Origin of the sequence: Methylobacterium sp. XJLW, from assembly GCF_003254375.1 — a bacterium.
GTDB lineage: Bacteria > Pseudomonadota > Alphaproteobacteria > Rhizobiales > Beijerinckiaceae > Methylobacterium > Methylobacterium fujisawaense.
The window spans coordinates 1,006,539-1,024,297 of the sequence record NZ_CP016429.1 but is presented as its reverse complement, the minus strand read 5'-3'; the positions used below and the strand labels follow the sequence as shown (position 1 = coordinate 1,024,297).

General features: G+C 67.4%; 24 protein-coding genes. 11 read left to right on the top strand and 13 right to left on the bottom strand.

Going from position 1 to position 17,759, the window contains the following annotated elements:
• The first annotated feature begins 94 nt into the window (after positions 1-94).
• Positions 95-670 (top strand): metallophosphoesterase, encoded by a 576-nt coding sequence (locus A3862_RS04765; RefSeq protein WP_111473327.1) that lies wholly within the window; start codon positions 95-97, stop codon positions 668-670.
• Positions 671-704: 34 nt separating this feature from the next.
• On the opposite strand, the gene A3862_RS04760 is transcribed toward A3862_RS04765, so the two are convergent.
• From A3862_RS04760 to A3862_RS32330, 10 genes are all read right to left on the bottom strand, one after another.
• Complete coding sequence (locus tag A3862_RS04760) at positions 705-971, bottom strand: hypothetical protein (protein WP_111473326.1); 267 nt, start codon at positions 969-971, stop codon at positions 705-707.
• Positions 968-1,396, bottom strand: coding sequence for a hypothetical protein (locus A3862_RS04755; protein ID WP_111473325.1), 429 nt, complete (start codon positions 1,394-1,396; stop codon positions 968-970). The genes A3862_RS04760 and A3862_RS04755 overlap by 4 nt, the downstream gene beginning before the upstream one ends.
• 86 nt (positions 1,397-1,482) lie before the next feature.
• Positions 1,483-1,977, bottom strand: coding sequence for a hypothetical protein (locus tag A3862_RS04750; RefSeq protein ID WP_111473324.1), 495 nt, complete (start codon positions 1,975-1,977; stop codon positions 1,483-1,485).
• Positions 1,970-2,488, bottom strand: coding sequence for a hypothetical protein (locus tag A3862_RS04745; RefSeq protein WP_111473323.1), 519 nt, complete (start codon positions 2,486-2,488; stop codon positions 1,970-1,972). The genes A3862_RS04750 and A3862_RS04745 overlap by 8 nt, the downstream gene beginning before the upstream one ends.
• The gene (locus A3862_RS04740) at positions 2,485-2,724 is read right to left on the bottom strand and encodes a hypothetical protein (protein ID WP_111473322.1); all 240 of its coding nucleotides are present in this window, start codon (positions 2,722-2,724) and stop codon (positions 2,485-2,487) included. The genes A3862_RS04745 and A3862_RS04740 overlap by 4 nt, the downstream gene beginning before the upstream one ends.
• On the bottom strand, positions 2,724-2,885 hold the full coding sequence (locus A3862_RS31390) for a hypothetical protein (RefSeq protein ID WP_164706340.1): 162 nt from the start codon (positions 2,883-2,885) through the stop codon (positions 2,724-2,726). The genes A3862_RS04740 and A3862_RS31390 overlap by 1 nt, the downstream gene beginning before the upstream one ends.
• A gap of 326 nt (positions 2,886-3,211) precedes the next feature.
• Positions 3,212-4,993: a ParB N-terminal domain-containing protein gene (locus A3862_RS04730; protein WP_111473320.1), complete on the bottom strand. Its 1,782-nt coding sequence runs from the start codon at positions 4,991-4,993 to the stop codon at positions 3,212-3,214.
• A 66-nt stretch (positions 4,994-5,059) separates the two neighbouring features.
• Complete coding sequence (locus A3862_RS04725; RefSeq protein ID WP_111473319.1) at positions 5,060-5,446, bottom strand: hypothetical protein; 387 nt, start codon at positions 5,444-5,446, stop codon at positions 5,060-5,062.
• On the bottom strand, positions 5,446-5,631 hold the full coding sequence (locus tag A3862_RS04720; protein WP_111473318.1) for a hypothetical protein: 186 nt from the start codon (positions 5,629-5,631) through the stop codon (positions 5,446-5,448). The genes A3862_RS04725 and A3862_RS04720 overlap by 1 nt, the downstream gene beginning before the upstream one ends.
• Positions 5,618-5,752 (bottom strand): hypothetical protein, encoded by a 135-nt coding sequence (locus tag A3862_RS32330; RefSeq protein ID WP_257791606.1) that lies wholly within the window; start codon positions 5,750-5,752, stop codon positions 5,618-5,620. Before A3862_RS32330 ends, A3862_RS04720 begins: the two co-directional genes overlap by 14 nt.
• Before the next feature lie 344 nt (positions 5,753-6,096).
• On the opposite strand from A3862_RS32330, the gene A3862_RS04710 reads away from it, so the two are divergent.
• Together A3862_RS04710 and A3862_RS04705 are read left to right on the top strand one after the other, a co-directional pair.
• Positions 6,097-6,657 (top strand): hypothetical protein, encoded by a 561-nt coding sequence (locus A3862_RS04710; RefSeq protein WP_124262932.1) that lies wholly within the window; start codon positions 6,097-6,099, stop codon positions 6,655-6,657.
• An 87-nt stretch (positions 6,658-6,744) separates the two neighbouring features.
• Positions 6,745-7,350 carry a hypothetical protein gene (locus tag A3862_RS04705; RefSeq protein ID WP_111473315.1) on the top strand — a complete coding sequence of 202 codons (606 nt, stop codon included), beginning with the start codon at positions 6,745-6,747 and terminating at the stop codon, positions 7,348-7,350.
• Positions 7,351-7,502: 152 nt separating this feature from the next.
• Here the strand turns inward: A3862_RS04705 and A3862_RS04700 are convergent, their stop codons facing one another.
• Entirely contained in the window at positions 7,503-7,823 is a 321-nt protein-coding gene (locus A3862_RS04700; RefSeq protein WP_111474300.1) for a response regulator receiver protein, read from the bottom strand.
• A 603-nt stretch (positions 7,824-8,426) separates the two neighbouring features.
• Between A3862_RS04700 and A3862_RS32430 the strand changes: the two genes are divergently transcribed.
• Both A3862_RS32430 and A3862_RS04690 read left to right on the top strand, forming a co-directional pair.
• On the top strand, positions 8,427-8,666 hold the full coding sequence (locus tag A3862_RS32430) for a hypothetical protein (RefSeq protein WP_261341611.1): 240 nt from the start codon (positions 8,427-8,429) through the stop codon (positions 8,664-8,666).
• A gap of 362 nt (positions 8,667-9,028) precedes the next feature.
• Positions 9,029-9,208 carry a hypothetical protein gene (locus tag A3862_RS04690; RefSeq protein WP_124262931.1) on the top strand — a complete coding sequence of 60 codons (180 nt, stop codon included), beginning with the start codon at positions 9,029-9,031 and terminating at the stop codon, positions 9,206-9,208.
• A gap of 69 nt (positions 9,209-9,277) precedes the next feature.
• Here the strand turns inward: A3862_RS04690 and A3862_RS04685 are convergent, their stop codons facing one another.
• Positions 9,278-10,144, bottom strand: a complete 867-nt coding sequence (locus A3862_RS04685; protein WP_111473313.1) for a TIR domain-containing protein — start codon at positions 10,142-10,144, stop codon at positions 9,278-9,280.
• A gap of 183 nt (positions 10,145-10,327) precedes the next feature.
• On the opposite strand from A3862_RS04685, the gene A3862_RS04680 reads away from it, so the two are divergent.
• Positions 10,328-11,158, top strand: coding sequence for an abortive infection family protein (locus tag A3862_RS04680; protein ID WP_164706339.1), 831 nt, complete (start codon positions 10,328-10,330; stop codon positions 11,156-11,158).
• A gap of 250 nt (positions 11,159-11,408) precedes the next feature.
• Here A3862_RS04680 and A3862_RS31005 read toward each other — a convergent pair whose 3' ends face one another.
• Complete coding sequence (locus A3862_RS31005; RefSeq protein ID WP_124262930.1) at positions 11,409-11,699, bottom strand: hypothetical protein; 291 nt, start codon at positions 11,697-11,699, stop codon at positions 11,409-11,411.
• A gap of 311 nt (positions 11,700-12,010) precedes the next feature.
• On the opposite strand from A3862_RS31005, the gene A3862_RS04665 reads away from it, so the two are divergent.
• The 5 genes from A3862_RS04665 (at position 12,011) to A3862_RS04645 (ending at position 17,725) form a co-directional block, all read left to right on the top strand.
• On the top strand, positions 12,011-12,208 hold the full coding sequence (locus tag A3862_RS04665) for a hypothetical protein (protein WP_111473309.1): 198 nt from the start codon (positions 12,011-12,013) through the stop codon (positions 12,206-12,208).
• A 159-nt stretch (positions 12,209-12,367) separates the two neighbouring features.
• Positions 12,368-13,459, top strand: a complete 1,092-nt coding sequence (locus tag A3862_RS04660; RefSeq protein ID WP_111473308.1) for a helix-turn-helix domain-containing protein — start codon at positions 12,368-12,370, stop codon at positions 13,457-13,459.
• Between the two features lie 16 nt (positions 13,460-13,475).
• Complete coding sequence (locus A3862_RS04655; protein ID WP_111473307.1) at positions 13,476-14,045, top strand: hypothetical protein; 570 nt, start codon at positions 13,476-13,478, stop codon at positions 14,043-14,045.
• A 123-nt stretch (positions 14,046-14,168) separates the two neighbouring features.
• Entirely contained in the window at positions 14,169-14,690 is a 522-nt protein-coding gene (locus A3862_RS04650; protein ID WP_124262929.1) for a hypothetical protein, read from the top strand.
• Positions 14,691-15,649: 959 nt separating this feature from the next.
• On the top strand, positions 15,650-17,725 hold the full coding sequence (locus A3862_RS04645) for a methyl-accepting chemotaxis protein (RefSeq protein WP_111473305.1): 2,076 nt from the start codon (positions 15,650-15,652) through the stop codon (positions 17,723-17,725).
• Positions 17,726-17,759 lie beyond the last annotated feature (34 nt).

Sequence of the window (17,759 nt, the reverse complement as noted above, 5' to 3'; positions counted from 1 at the left end):
GAAACGCCGAATAGCCACCCCCCGCCAGCATCGAGAGACCCACCCGGGGGCGTGACGCCGCGCGCGCAGCCCCCCGCCACGGAGGCTGCCCATCATGAAGACCCAGAACCGCCAGACCTTCTCGTCGCACCGAGTGTGGTTCACGGCCGACACGCATTTCGGCCACCGGGGCATCCTCGCGATGGAGGGCCGCCCCTGGGACGACATCGCCCGTCACGACGACGACCTCGTCTATGCCTGGAACAGCACGGTCCGCCCCGGGGACGATGTGTTCCACCTCGGCGACTTCGCCATGAACAGCAGCGCCGAGCGGTGCCAGGAGATCTTCGCCCGGCTGCGGGGTAACGCCCACCTCATCGTGGGCAACCACGACAAGCCCCGCCAACTAGACCTCGGCTGGGCGAGCCCGCCGGAGATGCTCCGGACGGTCCACGTCGACGGCACCAGGCTGGTGCTCTGCCACTACGGCCTCCGGACATGGAGCGGTTCCTGGCGCGGGGCGCTCCACCTCTACGGGCACTCCCACGGGAAGCTGCCGGGGACGAGCCGCAGCCTCGACGTCGGCGTCGACTGCTGGGACTTCAGGCCGGTGGGCCTCGCCGAGATCCGCGAGCGCCTCGCGGCGACGCCCACGCCGCCCGAGGAGCAACGCCCCGACGACGCGGAATGAGAAAAGGGCCCCGGGATGACCGGGGCCCTTCCTGTTAGAGGGTCAGCGCGTCCGCCGCCGCGGCGGCCTCGTCGGCCTGGTGGTGGAGGTCCTGGGCGCGTTGCCAGAGGAGCCCCACGAGAGCGGGGCGGACCCACGGCGGGATGTCCCTCTGCCCGAGGGACCAGCGGGACACGGTGCGCTGGTCGATCTCCTCGCGGGGGCCGTCCGGATGGAGCGGCCCGAGCGCCCGGGCGAGCGGCCGCCGCCAGTCGTCGCCGGCGAGCGCCCGGCCGGCGCGTGCGAGGAGTTCGGGGCTCACAGGGACGGGCCGGCGGCCGGGGCCTCAGCCTCGACGGCCTTCCGGGTCCGGCTTTTCGGCGGGGTCCAGCCCGGGGGCATGACGCGGGGCCCGCGCTCCCCTGCGGCCACGGCGGCGTCCCGGTGGCGGTCCCATTCCCGGGACTGTCCCATCCGGACGCCGCGCGCGTGGATGTCCGCCAGCATGTAGATCATCCGGGGGGTCATCGCCGCGTCGAGTTTCTCGACCATGCGGTCTATGTCGACCCGGATGAGGCGGAGGGAGCCCAGACGCTCCTCGACCCGGTAATCCGGTCCGACGTGGCGGTTGACCGCCGCGATGTCGAGGGCGGGGCGATTGACCTGGACGAGGGCCTGCCCGCGGGCCTCTAGGATGGCGGCGACCTGTTCGGCGATCCGGTCGGTGATGGGGGTGCTTGAGGACATGATGTGCCGGTTTCCCTTGCTCCGCGGGCGGCAGCGCCATCCCGCATGAGAGCAGTCTATCCCCGCACAAGCATGGCACCAGGCCCCTAGGCGGAAATCGCGCGCGATTCGGCGAACAGGCGCACTTCGGCCTCGGTGAGCCGCCCGTGGAGGGCGACGAGCTCGGCGTGGCGGGGGTGCCAGTCGTCCCTGAGATAGGCTCGCAGCCGGGCGGCCGCGCCCCCGCATCGGGCGCCCCTCCTGCCGAGCGCTTCGGCGCGCTCGTGGTGCTTCGGCTCCCGCCCTTCGATCAGCACCGGCCCCGCTTCGAGGGGGTTCCTCGCGATGACGGCGTCGAGGTCCGCCACGAGCGACGCCGCCCGATCCTCGCGGCGCGCCGCGGCGAGGACGGACGGATCGGCGATGTCGGCCAGGGCGGCCGCCTCGGTGGCGAGGACCTCCGCGAGGGGGGCGTCCTCGACCGGGACGGGGGCGACCGGCTCCGGGAGGACGGCGGCGACTTCCTTGACGACGGCGCAGGCGCCTCGGGCGACCGGGGGCAGCCTAGGAGGCAGGCGGAGAACGGGGCGATGCTCAGCCACGGGACGCCTCCATCTCCCAGCCACGGACGTGACCACCCCGCGGCTGCCCGCGGCGGCTCGGTGAGGGAATGCCGAGGCGGCGCGCCTGATTGCGGACCATGTAGTCCTTGACCCGGTAGCGCGCGGCCAACTCTGCGAAGCTCTGGCAGGTGAGCATCTCCCGTCGCAGGGTCTCGTCGTCGGGTAAGCCGGCGCGGACTTGCATCCGGCACTCGACGCCCAGGCGGTCCGCCTCTTCCTTGAGGGATTCGGTCCGGACGCCGAGCCGGCGGGCCAACGCCTCCGCCCCGCGGCCTTTTCGGGCCTCCCGGAGCAGCGCCTTCAGGGCCGTGTCGGAGGGCAGCTTCTCGAAGCCGTACCTGAACTGCGTCCGCACGCCGAGCCGTTCGGCATGGGTCCGAACGCACGTGATGGACAGGTGAAGCTGTTCGGCGGCGTCGCGGAAGCTCGACGCTCCCTCGATCACGCGGCGGAGCGTGCCGTCGTCTGGAACCTTGCTTTGCCAGGTCATGCTTCCTCCTTCGGCGCGGGAGCGGGGGTCTCATCGCAGACGCCAGTGGCGGCCCCGACCATCGCCAGGACGGCGAAAAGGGTCACGAACGCGCTGCATGCGATGGAGCCGACCCTGACGGCCTGGAACAGGTCCCAACCGTGGTTCGAGGCGACCGCGGCGATCAGGACGATGGCCCCGGCGGAGGTGGCGACCCGCCCAGGGCCGCCGCAGGTGATGGTGAGGAGGGCGCGCATCAGGTGGTGGCTCCCTTGACCGGCGTGGCGATCAGACGGGCGAGTTGGGCCAGGAACTCCTTCCGCTCGCCAGCCTCGTCGAGGACGACGACCCGACCGAGCGTCGGCTTCACTTCGGCCCGTTCGAGTTCCGCGATGGCGTCACCGCCTTGGGGCGTCACGGTATCCTTGGTGATGAAGCCGGCGTGGACGGCGGCGAGCCAGGCCTTCCAGTCCCATTCGGTGACTGGGCTCCAGTTCCCCGTCCGGACCGCCTCGCTGATCGCGGCGAGGTCGCCCCGGGGTTACGCATGATCACGAAGCCGGCGTCCTCCAGGTCGGAGATGACGCTTCTGGCGGTACCGATGGACGACCGCAGCGCGTCCGCGATGTCGGCTTCGTCGATCCTGGGTGTGCTCTTGTCCTGGCGCACGGTGCGCTCTCCTGTTCTGGGATGCTCGAATGATGGGGGCGCCACTGACCGCCTGGCGCGCGACGGGGTGACCGATCAGGCCGCGGCCTGGACCTCGGCGGGGGAGACGGACGCGCCCGGGCCCGAGTAGGCCGGGTGGCGGATCTCGGACGGGAGCCAGCCTGTGGGCAGGACGGAGCCGACCGCGATCTCGACGAGCTCGCTCTTCTTTCGGTCCTTGACCCGCCGGGCGATGTCCTCGCCGAGCACGTCACCGATGGTCTGCAGGATCGCGGACTTCGGGATGGCCTTGAAGAAGGCCTCGCCGTCGAACGCCTCCCCCAGGGCCGATGTCATGGCGTCCGCGTCGATTGCACCCATCAGCGCCAAGGCGGCCGGCCGGTCCGCGGGGGCGCTGTGGTCGTAGTGCCGGAGCGACACGGCGCGCCCGGCCACCGCGGCCGCCACGTCGAGGAGCTCGTCGACCGTCTTCGTCAGCAGCCCGGCGAGGACCTGGTCGTACCGGCCTTCTTGGTGGAGTTGGGCCTGCGCGCCGCCGAGGCCGCCCAGCGTCACGTGGACCGGGCCGGCCCCGCGGCTCTCGCTGAGCGTCCCCGCCAGCAGGATCGCCAGCGCCGCCCGCGGCGAGGACGGGAGCGCCGCCTGCACCGCCACTGTGGCCTGTTCGGCGAGGCGGTCGATCAGCGCCGAGGACAGGCCCTTCTCCTCCGGCTCGGGCTCGGCCGCCGGCGCGTCGGACGGCACCTTCGCCGGGGTGTCCTGGGGCCGGACGACGTACTCGTCCACGCTGATCTTGCCGTCTCGCCCGAGCGTCACGACGAGCCCGGACCGGGCGCGGTCCTCCAAGTCCAGCGGCATCCGGGCGGCGGCCTTGATCGCGGCGGCCTCGTCGTTTGTGGCGTGGAACTGCTCGTCCGTGACGCCGTCGCCCTCCTCGCTGTCGAGGAAGGCGACGAGTTCGTCGAACCGTGCCTGCTCCGCGTCCGTCAGCGGCCTGGAGCGGGGCGCCAGGCGCGGCCAAGTATACAGCCACGCCGGCGGCAGGTCGCTGGCCTTCGCGACCCATTCCCAGCCATCCCGGCGCCGGCGCTCGCACTCGGCTTCGAGGCGTTCGTCCGCCAGCCGCCTGAGGAGCGCCGGGTCGGATACCGCGTCCCGGGAGCCGAACAGGTCCTCGACGACGTGGCCCCCGGCGCTCTTGTAGGCCTTCGCGCCGACGTAGGCGAGCAAGTGGGCGACGTCGTCGACCAAGCCGAGGTACTCCCGGACACGCCAGGTGTTCCCGTCGGCCAGCACCATCGCGAGCGCCCTGTCCTGGTCGACGTGCGAGGCCAGCGTGAATGACTTGACGTCATCGGTGCGGACCTTGCCGATGCGCCAGGCGTCGAGCACCGCCGGCGAGACGCCGCCGAGCGCGAGCAGCCTCCGGACCGTCGCGACGGGCTGCGCGAACTTGGCGGCGATGGCCTTCTCGGTGAGGCCGTTCCGCCGGAGCTCGGCGAAGGCTTGCATCTGGTCGGCCTCGTGCATCGGGGCCTGCAAGACGTTCGCGGCGAGGCCCGCCTCCCGGGCCGTCCCGGCGTCCCGCACGATCACGGGCACCTCGGCGTCCGCCGGGAGCTTCCCCTCGGAGAGCAGGGATTCGAGCGCGGCCAGGCGCCTGTTCCCGTCGACGACGTAGTGGAAGCCCGCGTCCCCGGGGACGACGACGAGGGGCTGGAGCACCCCGAGGCTCAGGATGGATGCCGCGAGGGCTTCGAGGCCCGCATCGCGACCGACCTGGCGGACGTTGACGACGCCGGCCGGCGCGTCGGGGTGGTGGCCATGGCGGAGACTGGACAACTGGATCTGGCGCATCTGGGCGCTCCTTCTGGGTTGGTGACACTCGGTGACGCCACTGCCGCCTGGCGCGCGACGGGGATCTCAGGGCCGGGGCGGCAGGCGCGGCCGAGGCGGGGGGACGGTGACGCACGGCCGGCCAAGGGGCGGCAGGGGCGAGCCTGATCGCGTCGGGGCCGGGGGCGCGTCGCGGTCGAGGTCCGCCACGATGGCGGCGTGGGCCTCGGCGACGGTCGCGGTGGTGGGCGGCCGGTCGGCTTCCACGAGGGCATCGGCGAGGACGTGGATCGCCTCCCGCGAGGCCATGAGGAGCGAGCGCTCGACTTTGCCGACGGCGTCCTGCAGCGCCTTGCTCTTGGGGCCTGCAGCGAAACCGGCGTGCCCCTTCACCGCCGCGAGGGCCTCGGCGAGGCGGGCGCGGGTCTCGCGGGCGTCGAGCTCCACGAGGCCATCCCCGAATGCCGTGCGCATCAGGCCTTCCCTCCGTGGACGGTGGCGCGGGACACGCGGCGCATGGCCTCGAACCGCTCGACGTCGCGGGCGACCTGGCGCGAGGGCGCGCCCTGCACCTTGTTGATCTTGGCGAGCATGCGCGCGGCGGCTTTCCGCTCGGCGCGGTAGGACGCCGCCGCCCTGAGCGGCTTACTGGTCTGCATCGGTGGTCTCCTCGACGGCGCGGTAGGTCGGCTCGTCACGACGCAGCCCGAGGGCGCTCAAGATTTTCGGGCCGGGCTCGGCATCGCCGGAGACGACGGCGCCGACGTACGAGGGCGACACGGAGTGCATCCGAGCCCACCGCCGCTGACCGCCGACCGCCGCGCAGGCGTGCACGAGGCGCTCCCGCACCGACACGCTCGACAGCGCCCTTGTTGTTCTTCGCCCTTGCACCCGCGGCCTCTTGAAGTCGCGACGACGACAATATGCGCGCCGAGGTGCTCGATCACAATAGTTCTGACGGCAGATCGAATATAAGCACCATAAACACGTCAAAGGTAGTGTTTCTGGTGGCTTTATGATACCACTTAATCCGTGCAAGAGCGGCGGGTAATCGTGGTTAACGGCGAGGATTGCTTGTTATCGGCCAGTGTCTTGGCTATAACCGTCGAATGATCACAGTCCGCATGAACGCCTCGCGTTGGCTCTGGGGCGCCGAGCTCGCCGACCGCGCCACCGGCCACGTCGCCAATAGTTTTCCACAGCGACCTGTCCGATACGAAGGGAGCGGCCTTGCCATGGTGGCGGTCCACGAGGTCGACGCCGAGCCCGGCACGCTGCTGGTTTCGACCCCGGCCGGGACGTCCTCCCGCGGCGCCGGGCCCTGGGGCGGATCGCATCAGGTCCACCGCCTCGGCGCCGACGGCTCCCTCACGCACGTAGAGAAGGATGTCGCGGCCGACGAACTCGACCCGGCCGGCGCCGAAGCCCGCCGCCACCGCCGGCTCGCCCTGGCCGCGGGGCTCTCCCTGGAGACGACGCGCATCCGGATGCGCGAGGGGCACGGCTACGAGGCCGGCACGTGCACCGAATGGGGTGGCTATTGGGCCGTGATCGAGAAGGCGACCCGGTTACAGGTTTGGGCCCGTGCGCCCAGCCACGCCGAGATGACCGATGCGGGCTTGCCCATCACCCGGTCGGACACACCCGAGGCCCGGGCCGCCGCGGCGAGGATCTGGGGCCCCTGAATAATCCGCACGTGCGCTCTGGTGGGATGCATACGTGCGCGGAGAATGGTGTTCGGGACCACGCACGTACAGGGAAGGGATTACGACATGCGCACACTCAGGAAGGTGGCCGTCCTCGCGATGATGATGATGGCCGCGATGGCCAAGACCGTCTGGGAAGGCGGGAAATGGGTGGCGAAGTCGCTCCTGCCGAACCTTTTTCCCCCGCCCGCCGGCGACGACGTCGAGGAGGCCATGGAGCGGGTCGCGGCCACGCCCCCGGCGGACGGCGGCGCGCCCCTGTCGCTCGTCTCGGTCGACGCCGGCCAGGTCGTCTTCGACTTCGCCCTATCGAGGCTCTCAAACGGTCGCCACCCGGCGCCGTCGATGGCCGAACTCCCGGACGACATCGTGCGGTGGGCCTCGCGGCTCTCCGCCGCTGACCTTCACCGGCTGACGCAGCACGGGCCGCGCAGGATCGGCGAGCACGTCCTGGGCGTCCGGGCGATCCCCGAGATGCCCCTGTGCCGTGAGGCGCGCGTCGAGGCCGGATTCGCAAAAATCGGCAACGAAATCCGCTACATCGGCAAGGTCCACAAGGCCGACATCGGGCCTAACCCGGTCCGGGAGCCGACGCCTCACGAGCACGCCCTGGCGATCCTCGAAGATCTCATCAACGACCAGCCCGAGCCGGTGGGCCTCAAGGCCGCCTGACCAACCCAGCCAGCGCAAACGAACAGGGCCGCCCCGGCATCCGGGGCGGCCCTTCTTTTTTGTGTGAATTCTTGCTTGAGAGGGTTGTGCCTTGCCCTGTGCGCACATCGTCAGCACACGTGCACACACTGTCGTGCGCACACGTGCCGACGTCATGCCGCGCGGCGCGAACCCCTCAGCGTCCGAAGGGCACCGGCGACATCCTCCAGGCGCCCCTCAGCGCCTAGGGCCCGCACGCGCCACTGATCGCTCTCCGCGCGCAGCCGCGCGACCTCCGCCTGCAGGGCCGCGATGGTGGCCGCATCGTCTCGAACCCGGGCGGCGACCCGGCTGACCGCGGACATGGACCGCTCGCGCTGCTCGTAAGCGGCTTCCTGGCGGGCGATGGCGCGATCCTGATGCATGTCGAACGCGAGCCCGACGAGGCGCTGCAGGCCGCTGTCGAACGTGCTGGCGATGGCGTGTGCGGTCATGGCGGCCTCCGTCGTCCCGTACATGAGATCGCTACCCGGCGAATCGTGGCAAGTGCCGAGTCGTGCCGAGGTGAACGCTTCCCTGGCCGGGAATACGTAATTGCCAGCTTCGGGACCTGCCTGCAGGAGGGCGTTCGTATGGTTGAGGAGCGCCCCGTTACGTCCTCGTCCTGTAACGCGGACGGGGCGATCCTGTAACGGAATGTGGGGGAAGTACGTAGGCCTCCCCCGCAGGCTCGCCTGCGTTAGGTTTGCTACAGGGCATCTTCCGCTTTCCGCGTGTACCGAGAGCAGCAGCATGCGCCATCCCCTGAGAGGCGCCTTTCTGCCGGTTATTTGCGAAGCCAGGCGTGAAGCGGCTCGAACGGCCGCGACCCTCTATGGGCCCTCTGGGCCCAGGGGAGAGCGTTCCCCGTTATGAAACGTGTGAAATGGGCGCGCCTTCCCTCTCAGGACGAGTGAGCTAGGCAACCGAACCTTGGCGCGGTCGTTTGGGGCGGGACCAAAACCGAGGCAACCACTGGTCCTGCGTGGCCCGGAACTGGCCAAGGGCGCGCGCCGTTCGGCATCCCAGCCGCGTCGGCGGCTCCCAAGGCCCGTACCGTGCACTGCCCCACTTCAGACATCGCCACCGCGTTCTCGACGACCAGCACCGAAGCCGTCGCCGAGGTCTCCTTCGCCGTCGCCCGCTGCGTCAACCCTGCCACCTACGGCTCCGTGTGGCCGGCCGGCACCGAGGCCAGCTCCGGCACGGTCGCCGTCACCTGCACCCGCTGTGGTTTGACCGGCATCCTCGACCTCGACCTGGTGGCCGAGCTCGACGCCGCGGAGGCGCAGGCGTAACCGGGCTTCAGTTCCAGGGGCTTCACCAGCGCCGCGAGGCCGAGTGGGTCGGGGCCTTCGTCTGCCTCGGCGAAGCCATCACCCTGCTGATGCCGGGGCCGACTTTCTCGCGCTCCACTTTCGGGTCATTTGGGGCCGTCGCTCCGGAAGGCACCTGGGGCATGGTGCTGCTCGCCGTAGCCCTCATCCGCAATCTGACCGAGCATCACGCCGCTCTGCGTGCGCCGCCGTCTCATGCCGATGGCCGCGAGCGGCTTCGCTCCATACTGAAGGACTAAAGCCCGAGCTCGGTCTTCCCGCCGCTATCGGCGGGGGATGACGAGCATGGTGGTCACTTGCGTCGCGCTCTCGTAATGGCCGGCATGGCGCTCCTTGTCGAGGACGACGATGCTTGGGAGCGTGTCGACGCCCTCGTGCGGCGGGTCGCGTTCACGCTGACTCCGAAGGGGTTGCTCGCCATCCCCACGTTCATAGCGGCGCTCGCGCTCGTCCCCGCCGGCCCATGGGACAACACCAGATCGAGCCGCTTCAGCCGTGGCTGAGCCTCGCACCGCCATTGACCGCACTCCTGCGGAGACCGCGGCCCGTATGGTACGTCCCCTTGGCGAGCCTCACATCTCAAGCTCGTCCAGGCGCTGTTGTATAAACTCGGCAAGCTGCCGCGCCGTATAGTGCCGGGCCTCGACGTAACCATCGTTGGGCAGCACGCCCTCGACCGAACCCTCGCCGGTTTTGATGTACATCACCCGGTCACCCTCACGCCTGTTGATGATAGTTCGGATGGCGTGGAACTCGACGCCGCACCAATCTTTGGCTTGATAGCTGCCGCTGATAAACACGACGATCAGTTTCGATCGCTCCCGGTAGATGCCCTGCAGCAGGATATCCATCCCCGGCCGGGCCAGGTGGCCGGTGTAGTTACGGTCGTAGAAGCATCGATCCGGACCGAGGTCATGCTCTAACTCGGCTGCGATCTGTTCGACAAGCTTTCTCTCCTCGCCCGGAAACGACAAGGCGACCTCGAACTGATGCGTTGAGATGTTGATTCGAGGCCGCTGGGCCCAATCCGGGAGAGGGATGCCTTTGCGGGCAAGCTCCCGCACCAGGTTGGCTTCCTTCACGGCCCAGTGGGTCCGGTTCATCTCCATCTTGCCGATCTCGAGCTCGAACTCCATGCCGGCCAGGTCGTCTTGGATCAGGAACGGATTGACCGGCTCGAGCCGGTACTCGACCCGCACTTCGTTATGCCGTCGGGTCACGTCTACGATACGCCCGAAGTGGGGCGGCAGCTCGTGCACGGCCTCATAGGCGAACAGGCAGGGCAGCCGTTTGAGCGCGGCCACCGCTTGCCGGTCGAGGCTGCCGTACCGCTCGGAGATGTCCGGTGCGGTGTACTCCCGAACGCACCGGGACAGCTCGATCTCGAAGGGCTCGCCGTGCCAGGCCTCGTCGTTCCCCGAGACGAAAAGGTTGTACATCTATTCGAGCCTGCGATGCGTGTGCCGACCTTCTACCAACGTCCGGTACGCCGAGACCAGCAGCCCCGGCCAAACGGCCGTCCTCCACATGATGCTCTTGGCCCGCCGCTGGACAGTCGCGTGTGCCGGGGCAACCATGCCCGTTCCAAATTCACCGAACCGACAGAACGGCGACGCAGCGCGATGGCGCAGATTCCTCCTTCGATCATAGCAAGAGCCTCCGACGTCCTCGCCGACTACTACACGCATACCGACCTGGACGGCCTGTTCATGAGCGCCAAATTCCCGGGCGATCCGCCGGTTGGGAACAAAGTTCGGAAGTGTCAGATCTGGCTGCGCAGCGGCAACGAGACTCTCGCAGATCCGCTCTGGTCATTCGGCCGGCTGATCGCCGAGATGATGGACGTGGACCCGATCAAGCGGGCTCCCCCTCCTTGGCTCAAGGAGGCCGATACGCCAGAGCCGCCGGCGCACCGCGACCGGATGCAGGAAGCGCTCGGGCAAGAGGGCCTGAAGTACACCCGCGGCGGCCGCATCATCGGCCACACGCTCGCGGAACCTTCGCGATCGCTGGCGGACAAGCTCAAAGACCACGGCGTGGCCGCGATCGAAGAGGAGTACAACCGGGCGTATCTGGCGATCTCCACCGATCCGCCAGCCGCTCTGACGGCCGCCTGCGCCATCCTCGAGAGCGTCTGTCGAACATATCTTGAAAGTCGGGACATTACCCCGCCGAAGCTGCGCGGGCTCGGGGCTGTCTGGCCCGAGACTGCCCGCCACCTCGGCCTCAGTCCCGGCAGCGTCGCCGACGATGACCTGAGACGCATCTTGCAGGGCCTCTACAGCTTAGCCGACGGTATCGCGGCACTGCGAACACATCAGGGATCGGCTCATGGAAAGGGCGACGAGGAACAACGCAAGTACAAAATTGAGCCACGGCATGCCAGGCTAGCCGTGCACGCCGCGCACACCATGGCGTTGTTTGTCATGGAAACGTGGGAAGCCAAGACGTAGTTTTGGGATGACTTGGCGGCAGGTCGCCCGCCCCACAACGTCCCATTATCAGGCTCTTTGTGGAACATCTATAGAATTACTTGTCGAGACGAAGCGTAGAGCTTCACGAAACAAGGGGTTCGACAAGATGACTCGCAGGAGCTCCAAGAAGGCCGCCGCCCAGACTGTCCTGAGCGCCGGCGACTTCGGTGCCCAAACTTCAGATTGCGCCGACCGCGGGAACCGCAGGGGCCGCGAGGAACGCGCCGTCTCACCCACCCCGACCTTCGCCGCCGAGGGCCTTGAGGAGCGCGACGCCGCGCTCGCGGCCCTTGAGATCCAACCCGAGGATGTTGCCTCCCTGGCGCTCGCCCAAGAGATCGGCGCCCTGGAGCGCTAGCCGAGCGCGGATCAGACCGAAGAGATCGTCGTTCAGCCGATCGAGGAGGTCGAGGACTTTCGGGTACTGATGCTCTCTCACGACGAACTCGCCGTCCAAGGTATGACCGCCGAGATCACGGCGGCGATCGACGCCCGCTCCGCCTTCGAGACGGAGAAGCACGGCGCATCGCACAACATCCACAAGACGCTGTCAAAGGTGCGAAAGGCCCTGATGTGGAATGACACGTCCCGGGTAATGCTCGCGGCGAACGTGGACCCCGCCTTCATCAACCGCACGCTCCACGACGGCTCCCGCTACAACGTTTACACGGTCGACAAGGTCGCGGACGCGGTGAGAGGGCTCGTGGACGGTGCGGTGTCGAACGCGATCAACCGGGCCTGCATGGTCTCGCTCCTCCAGATGCGGAGGGCTGGCATCCCGTTCACCGGGGGGACGCCAAAGCCTGCGCCTCCGACAAGGTCTACGTCGACGTGGCTATCCGCAAGCACCTGCTCCGGCACACGGTCAGCGCCTCCACGGCGCCGACACAGGCCAGCAGCACCATGCAGGCGCTGGAGACGCTCGGGATCGTGCGCAGGGAAGGATCAGCCCGCAACTCGACCTTCCACCTTACCGAAGCGCCCGTCACCCAGCAGCTCGAGGCGGTGCTGTTCGCGCACGCCGCCTGAGAGCTGAACGAAGAGGGGAGGGGCCGGCAAGGCCGCCTCTTCTTCGGGCTCACGCGCGCCGACAGCCGCCGGCGCTGCAGCCGAGGGCCCCAGTCGAACAGCGTCATAAAACTTGCAAATCGCGTTTTGCAAGATTACATGGGTCCCAGGGAGTGAGCGATGACAAACCCTCTGATCGGATTGCGCCTCCGGGCGATGCGCGAGGAACAAAAGGTCAACCAGAGCCGCGTTGCCGAGCTCTTAGGCTTGGCCGACCACCAGAGCGTCTCGAACATCGAGAACGGCGAGCGCCGGGCGAAAGCCGAGGAGCTCAGCATCCTGATCGACCATTTCGGGCTCGATCCCGACTACTTCACCGACCCGTTTCGGTTGGTTGGCGAGGGGAAATTCAGCTGGCGCCAGACGGCGTGCTCCAAGGAAGCCCTTACGGCCTACCAAGCCTCGGCGGGTCGCTGGTTGGCGGCCTATCGCTCGCTGTGCGAGGCGGACCACCGGCTCGGTCCGGCGGAGAGGCGCAGCCTGCGTTTATGGGAGAACTCGACCTACGAGCAGGCGCAGGCGGAAGGCGAGCGCATCGCTCTCGACTACAAGATGAACGACATCCCAGCACTCGAGCTTCCGCGTGTCATGGAGAACGATTTCGGCATCCTGGTGCTGATGGTCGACATGGACGAGGGCATATCCGGTGCGGCCTGCCGGCTGCCAGAGCTGGACGCCGTTCTCGTCAACCGACGCGAGAAGGAGGGACGTCGGAATTTCGATCTCGCCCACGAGTTCTTTCACATTCTGACCTGGGACACGATGCCCCCGAAGCCGATCGAGACGGCCGTCGAGAAGGGCGGGAACCGCGTCGAGCAGCTCGCCAACGCGTTCGCCAGGGCCCTCCTGATGCCGCGTCGCTTCCTGCAGCGTTTCGGTGAGTGGCGGGGGCTCGGCGAAGCCGAACGCGCCGCTCGCATGCGCGAGGCCGCCAATTACTTCCATGTCTCGGTCTCGGCGCTGTTCTGGCGGCTGGTCTCCTTGGGCCTCCTGAGCGCAGAGGCGAAACGTGGGGAGATCGCACCGGCCTCGACCAAGGTCGCTGATACGATGCCGCCCTTGTTCTCGAGGACGTTCGTGACCACGATCGCCAACGCGATCGAGAAGGGTCGATTGTCCGTCGGTAAGACGGTCAAGATCCTCGGGCAGTCCCGGGAACAGCTGCGGGAGATTTTCGCGTCGCACGGCGTGCCAGTCCCGGTGACTGTCTGAGCGGGGCCGGCGCACGATGGCCTCCGCCCGACAGATCGTCCTGGTCGACAACTGCGCCATCTCGGCCTGTGCGGATGCGGGAGGCTGGAAGGCGCTCGTGCATCGCTACCAGGTCGAGACCGTCGAGGAAGTTGCGAGCGAGGCCGGCACCGGCTACCAGCACCGTGAGATCATCGACCCCGAGGAGTTCCGTGCCGAGGTGATGATCCATCCCGTCACGAGAGCCGAGCGCCTCGAGCGTCAGGCCGAACACGCCGGCCTCGGCGTCCTCGACGACGGCGAGCGCGACCTGTGGATCCACGCCCTGGGAAGGAGCGATGGATGGATCCTGTGTGGTCCGGACTCGGCCAGTATGCGCTTCGGCGTGCGGGCCGGCCTCTCGGACCGGCTCATATCCCTCGAGGAGCTGTTCGAGAAGATCGGACAGCCGACCCGGGACCTGGAGGAGCATCACACCAAGCGTTGGTTGCGGGACAAGGTCTCGGAATACAAAGTCGAGTTCGTCTCGGACCAGATGAAGGCCGCCGGCGCCGCGAAGGGGAACGCCACTTCGAAGCGCGGCAGAGTCTTAGGCGGCAGACGCTAGAGCGATGCCCGAGCGGGTTGCCGCGACGAGCAGACAGACCGCACGCGACATTCAGTGGTGAGGGCCTAAAACTCACGATTCCACTCACGCTTGAACGCGCGTCGATGAGGAGGCCGTAGCCCCATGTCCATGTCGATCAGAGCCGAGCGGGCGCTCATAACGCACGACGAGTTTGAAATGCTCGCGCAGATCCATCATCCCGCACTGCACGCCATCTCCGATGACGCCTTGTCAGATGCTCAACGACGCATCCGCGATCTTCGCGCCAAGGAGCGTACCTTCGCCCGAGATCTGCGGCGAACCATCCGCGGCAAGGGCGAGCAGCGGGGCGGCAGCTTCCCGGGCAATGTCGAGAAGCCTGCACGCAGGAAGCAGGTCTTCGCCAGCGCCTTGAAGCGCGTAAACAGCGAAGTAGCCCGGCGACGCGCGGTCGCTGCCCGGGATGCCCTGAAGGAGACCGCACGCCGCGCGATCGGGCTGAAGAATGCCGCGCGCAGTCACCGTGCACCCGCGTACCGAACCAGTCGTTCAGGCATGAGGCGGAGCGAGAACAAGCGCACCCGCGAAACCGTGCAGCCTGCCAAGATTGGCAGCGTCTCCCAGGCGACCAAGAACGCTCAGGCGGCGCGGGACGCACGTGAGTAGAGAAACATCGCACGAGGCCGTGTCGCGTCGGACCGTTCCAATGTGTGCAGATACGGCTTTAGGTCGGCGAGGGCACGGTTCCAACAAAGTCCTCGCTCGCGGACCTTGGTCGAGCGATGGAACGCGCCTATTCGCGAAAGCTACCATTCGCTAAAACGCGCATGGGCGAATGACCGCTTCATCCGCTTCGTGTTGTGACGCGCTGATCAACGATCCGAGGGGATGGGCTCGGCTGTCCCCGGCGACCTCAGGACCAGCGCTCGCCGGAACAGCCCCGCCATCGCGTTCGGCCGGACCAAGGACAGTTTGCTGAGCGTGCCGCATCGCGCCCGTTGCCCGCGCCTACATCCAGCGCCGCATTCAAAAACCGGCTTTGGCAAACGCGGGACGACCAGCAGGTGAGGGGACCCGGCTGCGGGCTTCAAACGGGACGGCCTCAGACGTGGTGCCCATGCGGGTGAGGGACACGAATGCCGGGCCGGCTCCGGGTGGACTCGGCGTGAGAGCCTATTTCAGGAACGGCCGCGTCTTTGTCCGGGATGCGCTCGCCATGGCGGCGTACGGGAGGGGAGTGGGGCTGGAGGCTATGCTTCGGGTTTGCACATCCCACTAGGCATCATCCTTGGGTGTTTAATCCAGCACCTATGTACCGTTCGTCCGCGCGCCGACCCTGACACCCGATACCGGACCGCAGCAGCATGCCTCCAAGAGTGGCTACCTGACCTTGGCCTTCCATCCCGAAGCAGTTGGGGTAGCTGGCTCCCGATCCGGCTGAGGCTGACCTGACCGGCTGGCTTTGCACCGGGCTGATTGGGAGGATCACCCGGGGCCAGGCGATGCTGCCGTAGGTGTCGTTGCAACGAGAATAGATCGTTCCCCTGAGGAATTCTTAATTCCTGCGTAACAACGATGCCGCACAATGTTCCGGCTGCTCTTTACTGCCCAGGGGCTCTCCAAGCATGGCTTCGCTTCCGCTAAAGGCTGCCTTCGCCGGCAGTCTCTCCTTAGCTGCGGTCTTCGCAGCTGGTACCATATTTCTCACGCAGCGTATCGGCTCGTCGTTCGAGGAACAGGCTGCGAGAATACAGTCTGAAACTCTCTCGAACGAAGCTCGCGAGGTCCGCGCTCAGCTCGCCGTTGCTGCTAAAACCGCTGAGAACATCGCCGTTACGGCCGCAGCAATGCGTCAGAGCGGCATCAAGGATCGAGCTGTCTATGACGCGGCACTGCGCGATTTGCTCACCGCAAATCCAAGCCTGATCGGTACATGGACGGGTTGGGAGCCGAACGCTCTTGACCGCCATGACATGGAGTTCGCTGGCACATCGTCATCGGATGCCTCTGGCCGCTTCCTCCCGTACTGGAACCGCGGCAGCGGCGAAGTCAAACGTGAGGTCCTCGCAGGGTACGACACCGAAGCCGATGGCGCTTACTACCAGCAGCCAAAGAAACTCAACCGCTTGGTCGCGGTGGAGCCTTACATCTATCCGGTTGCCGGCAAGGACGTTGTCATGATGTCCTTCGGCGCGCCGATCACGATCAATGGCAAGTACCTCGGTACAGGCGGCATCGACATCGACCTGGGTTCCCTGAATACTGCCCTTGCCTCCGTGAAGCCGTTCGGAACCGGCTACCTGACCCTTGCTTCGGCAAACGGGATCAGCGTGGCTCATCCGGACAGCAAGTCTGCTGGTAAGCCCTTGGGGCAGGTGGATACTTCTGCCGCTGCGGTAGCAAAGCAAGCCATCACGGAAGGGACCAACATCGTGGTCGATGCTCCAGGGCCAGACAGCACAACCTGGCGCTACATGGCGCAGCCTATCCAGGCCGGAGAGACGAAGGACCGTTGGGCTATCGTCGCTGCGGTGCCAGTTGCCACGCTCACGGCAGCGGGTGACCAGGCGAAGTGGATCCTGATCGGCATCTCGGTTGGCTGCGTGCTGGTCGGTTGTGGCGTCCTGTTTGGGCTGATGCAGCGCCTCGTGGGTACTCCCATCCGTGCGCTCGGCCAGACGATCAGCGGCATGGCTGCGGGCAACTACGAGGCGAGCGTGCCTGAGGCAGAGCGCCGAGATGAGGTGGGCCTCGTTGGGCAAGCCGTTTTGCGTCTGCGCGACGGGCTACGCGCGCAGGCAGAGGCTGATACACAGGAAAAGACGGCAGCGCAGGCCCTCGCAGATGCCGGTCGCAAGCAGCTGATGGCGAGCTTGGCTGGCGAGTTCGAGCGAGCTGTGGGCGGCATTGTCGGCACGGTGACCTCGGCAGCCACGGAGTTGCAGGCGACGGCGCAAGGGATGGCGGGCACGGCCACACAGACCGCCAGCCAATCCACGACGGTGGCCGCCGCTGCCGAGGAGGCAGCCTCGAACGTGGGCACCGTGGCGGCTGCAGCTGAGGAGCTTGGCGCCTCCGTACAGGAGATCGGTCGGCAGGTTTATGGATCCGCTCAGCTGGCCCAGGCGGTAGCCAATGAGACAGTGCAGACAGCTGACTTGGTACAGGATCTCAGTGCGGCGGTGACGAAGATCGGGGACGTGGTGACACTGATCAGCGGCATTGCAAGCCAGACCAACTTGCTGGCGCTGAACGCGACGATCGAGGCAGCACGCGCCGGCGAGGCGGGGCGCGGCTTCGCGGTGGTCGCGGCCGAGGTGAAGGAGCTCGCCAGTCAGACCGCCCGAGCCACTGAGGAGATCTCCGCGCAGATCGGCCGCATCCAAGGCTCGACCGGCCAAGCGGTGTCCGCGATCGGCAGCATCACAGCGCGCATCCAGGAGATCAGCGGCATAGCGACGTCGATTGCGGCCGCTGTTGAGGAGCAGGGTGCGGCGACGCAGGAGATCGTGAGGAACGTGGCTCAGGCCGCGGCCGGCACAAGCGAGGTGACCACGAACATCGCTGGGGTGGCGGGAGCGGCCGATCAGACAGGTGCAGCTGCCAGTCAGGTTCTTGCCTCAGCCTCCGAGCTGTCACGCCAATCCGAGCACCTCTCCATCGAAGTCAACCGCTTCTTGGAGACTGTGCGCGCCGCGTGACCTAAACTGCAAGCTTGACGAAGATAAGGGCCGC

Coding starts and splice junctions, on each gene's coding strand:
- A3862_RS04740 (WP_111473322.1), bottom strand. CDS start 2,724: ATGCGCGCCCTCCTCACCATCACCTGCGGCGGCCCTGGGCGGGTCGCC.
- A3862_RS04745 (WP_111473323.1), bottom strand. CDS start 2,488: ATGACCTGGCAAAGCAAGGTTCCAGACGACGGCACGCTCCGCCGCGTG.
- A3862_RS04685 (WP_111473313.1), bottom strand. CDS start 10,144: ATGTACAACCTTTTCGTCTCGGGGAACGACGAGGCCTGGCACGGCGAG.
- A3862_RS04700 (WP_111474300.1), bottom strand. CDS start 7,823: ATGACCGCACACGCCATCGCCAGCACGTTCGACAGCGGCCTGCAGCGC.
- A3862_RS04755 (WP_111473325.1), bottom strand. CDS start 1,396: ATGTCCTCAAGCACCCCCATCACCGACCGGATCGCCGAACAGGTCGCC.
- A3862_RS04645 (WP_111473305.1), top strand. CDS start 15,650: ATGGCTTCGCTTCCGCTAAAGGCTGCCTTCGCCGGCAGTCTCTCCTTA.
- A3862_RS04730 (WP_111473320.1), bottom strand. CDS start 4,993: ATGCGCCAGATCCAGTTGTCCAGTCTCCGCCATGGCCACCACCCCGAC.
- A3862_RS04720 (WP_111473318.1), bottom strand. CDS start 5,631: ATGCAGACCAGTAAGCCGCTCAGGGCGGCGGCGTCCTACCGCGCCGAG.
- A3862_RS04710 (WP_124262932.1), top strand. CDS start 6,097: ATGAACGCCTCGCGTTGGCTCTGGGGCGCCGAGCTCGCCGACCGCGCC.
- A3862_RS04650 (WP_124262929.1), top strand. CDS start 14,169: ATGTCCATGTCGATCAGAGCCGAGCGGGCGCTCATAACGCACGACGAG.
- A3862_RS04655 (WP_111473307.1), top strand. CDS start 13,476: ATGGCCTCCGCCCGACAGATCGTCCTGGTCGACAACTGCGCCATCTCG.
- A3862_RS04705 (WP_111473315.1), top strand. CDS start 6,745: ATGCGCACACTCAGGAAGGTGGCCGTCCTCGCGATGATGATGATGGCC.
- A3862_RS04725 (WP_111473319.1), bottom strand. CDS start 5,446: ATGCGCACGGCATTCGGGGATGGCCTCGTGGAGCTCGACGCCCGCGAG.
- A3862_RS04680 (WP_164706339.1), top strand. CDS start 10,328: ATGGCGCAGATTCCTCCTTCGATCATAGCAAGAGCCTCCGACGTCCTC.
- A3862_RS04660 (WP_111473308.1), top strand. CDS start 12,368: ATGACAAACCCTCTGATCGGATTGCGCCTCCGGGCGATGCGCGAGGAA.
- A3862_RS04690 (WP_124262931.1), top strand. CDS start 9,029: ATGGCGCTCCTTGTCGAGGACGACGATGCTTGGGAGCGTGTCGACGCC.
- A3862_RS04765 (WP_111473327.1), top strand. CDS start 95: ATGAAGACCCAGAACCGCCAGACCTTCTCGTCGCACCGAGTGTGGTTC.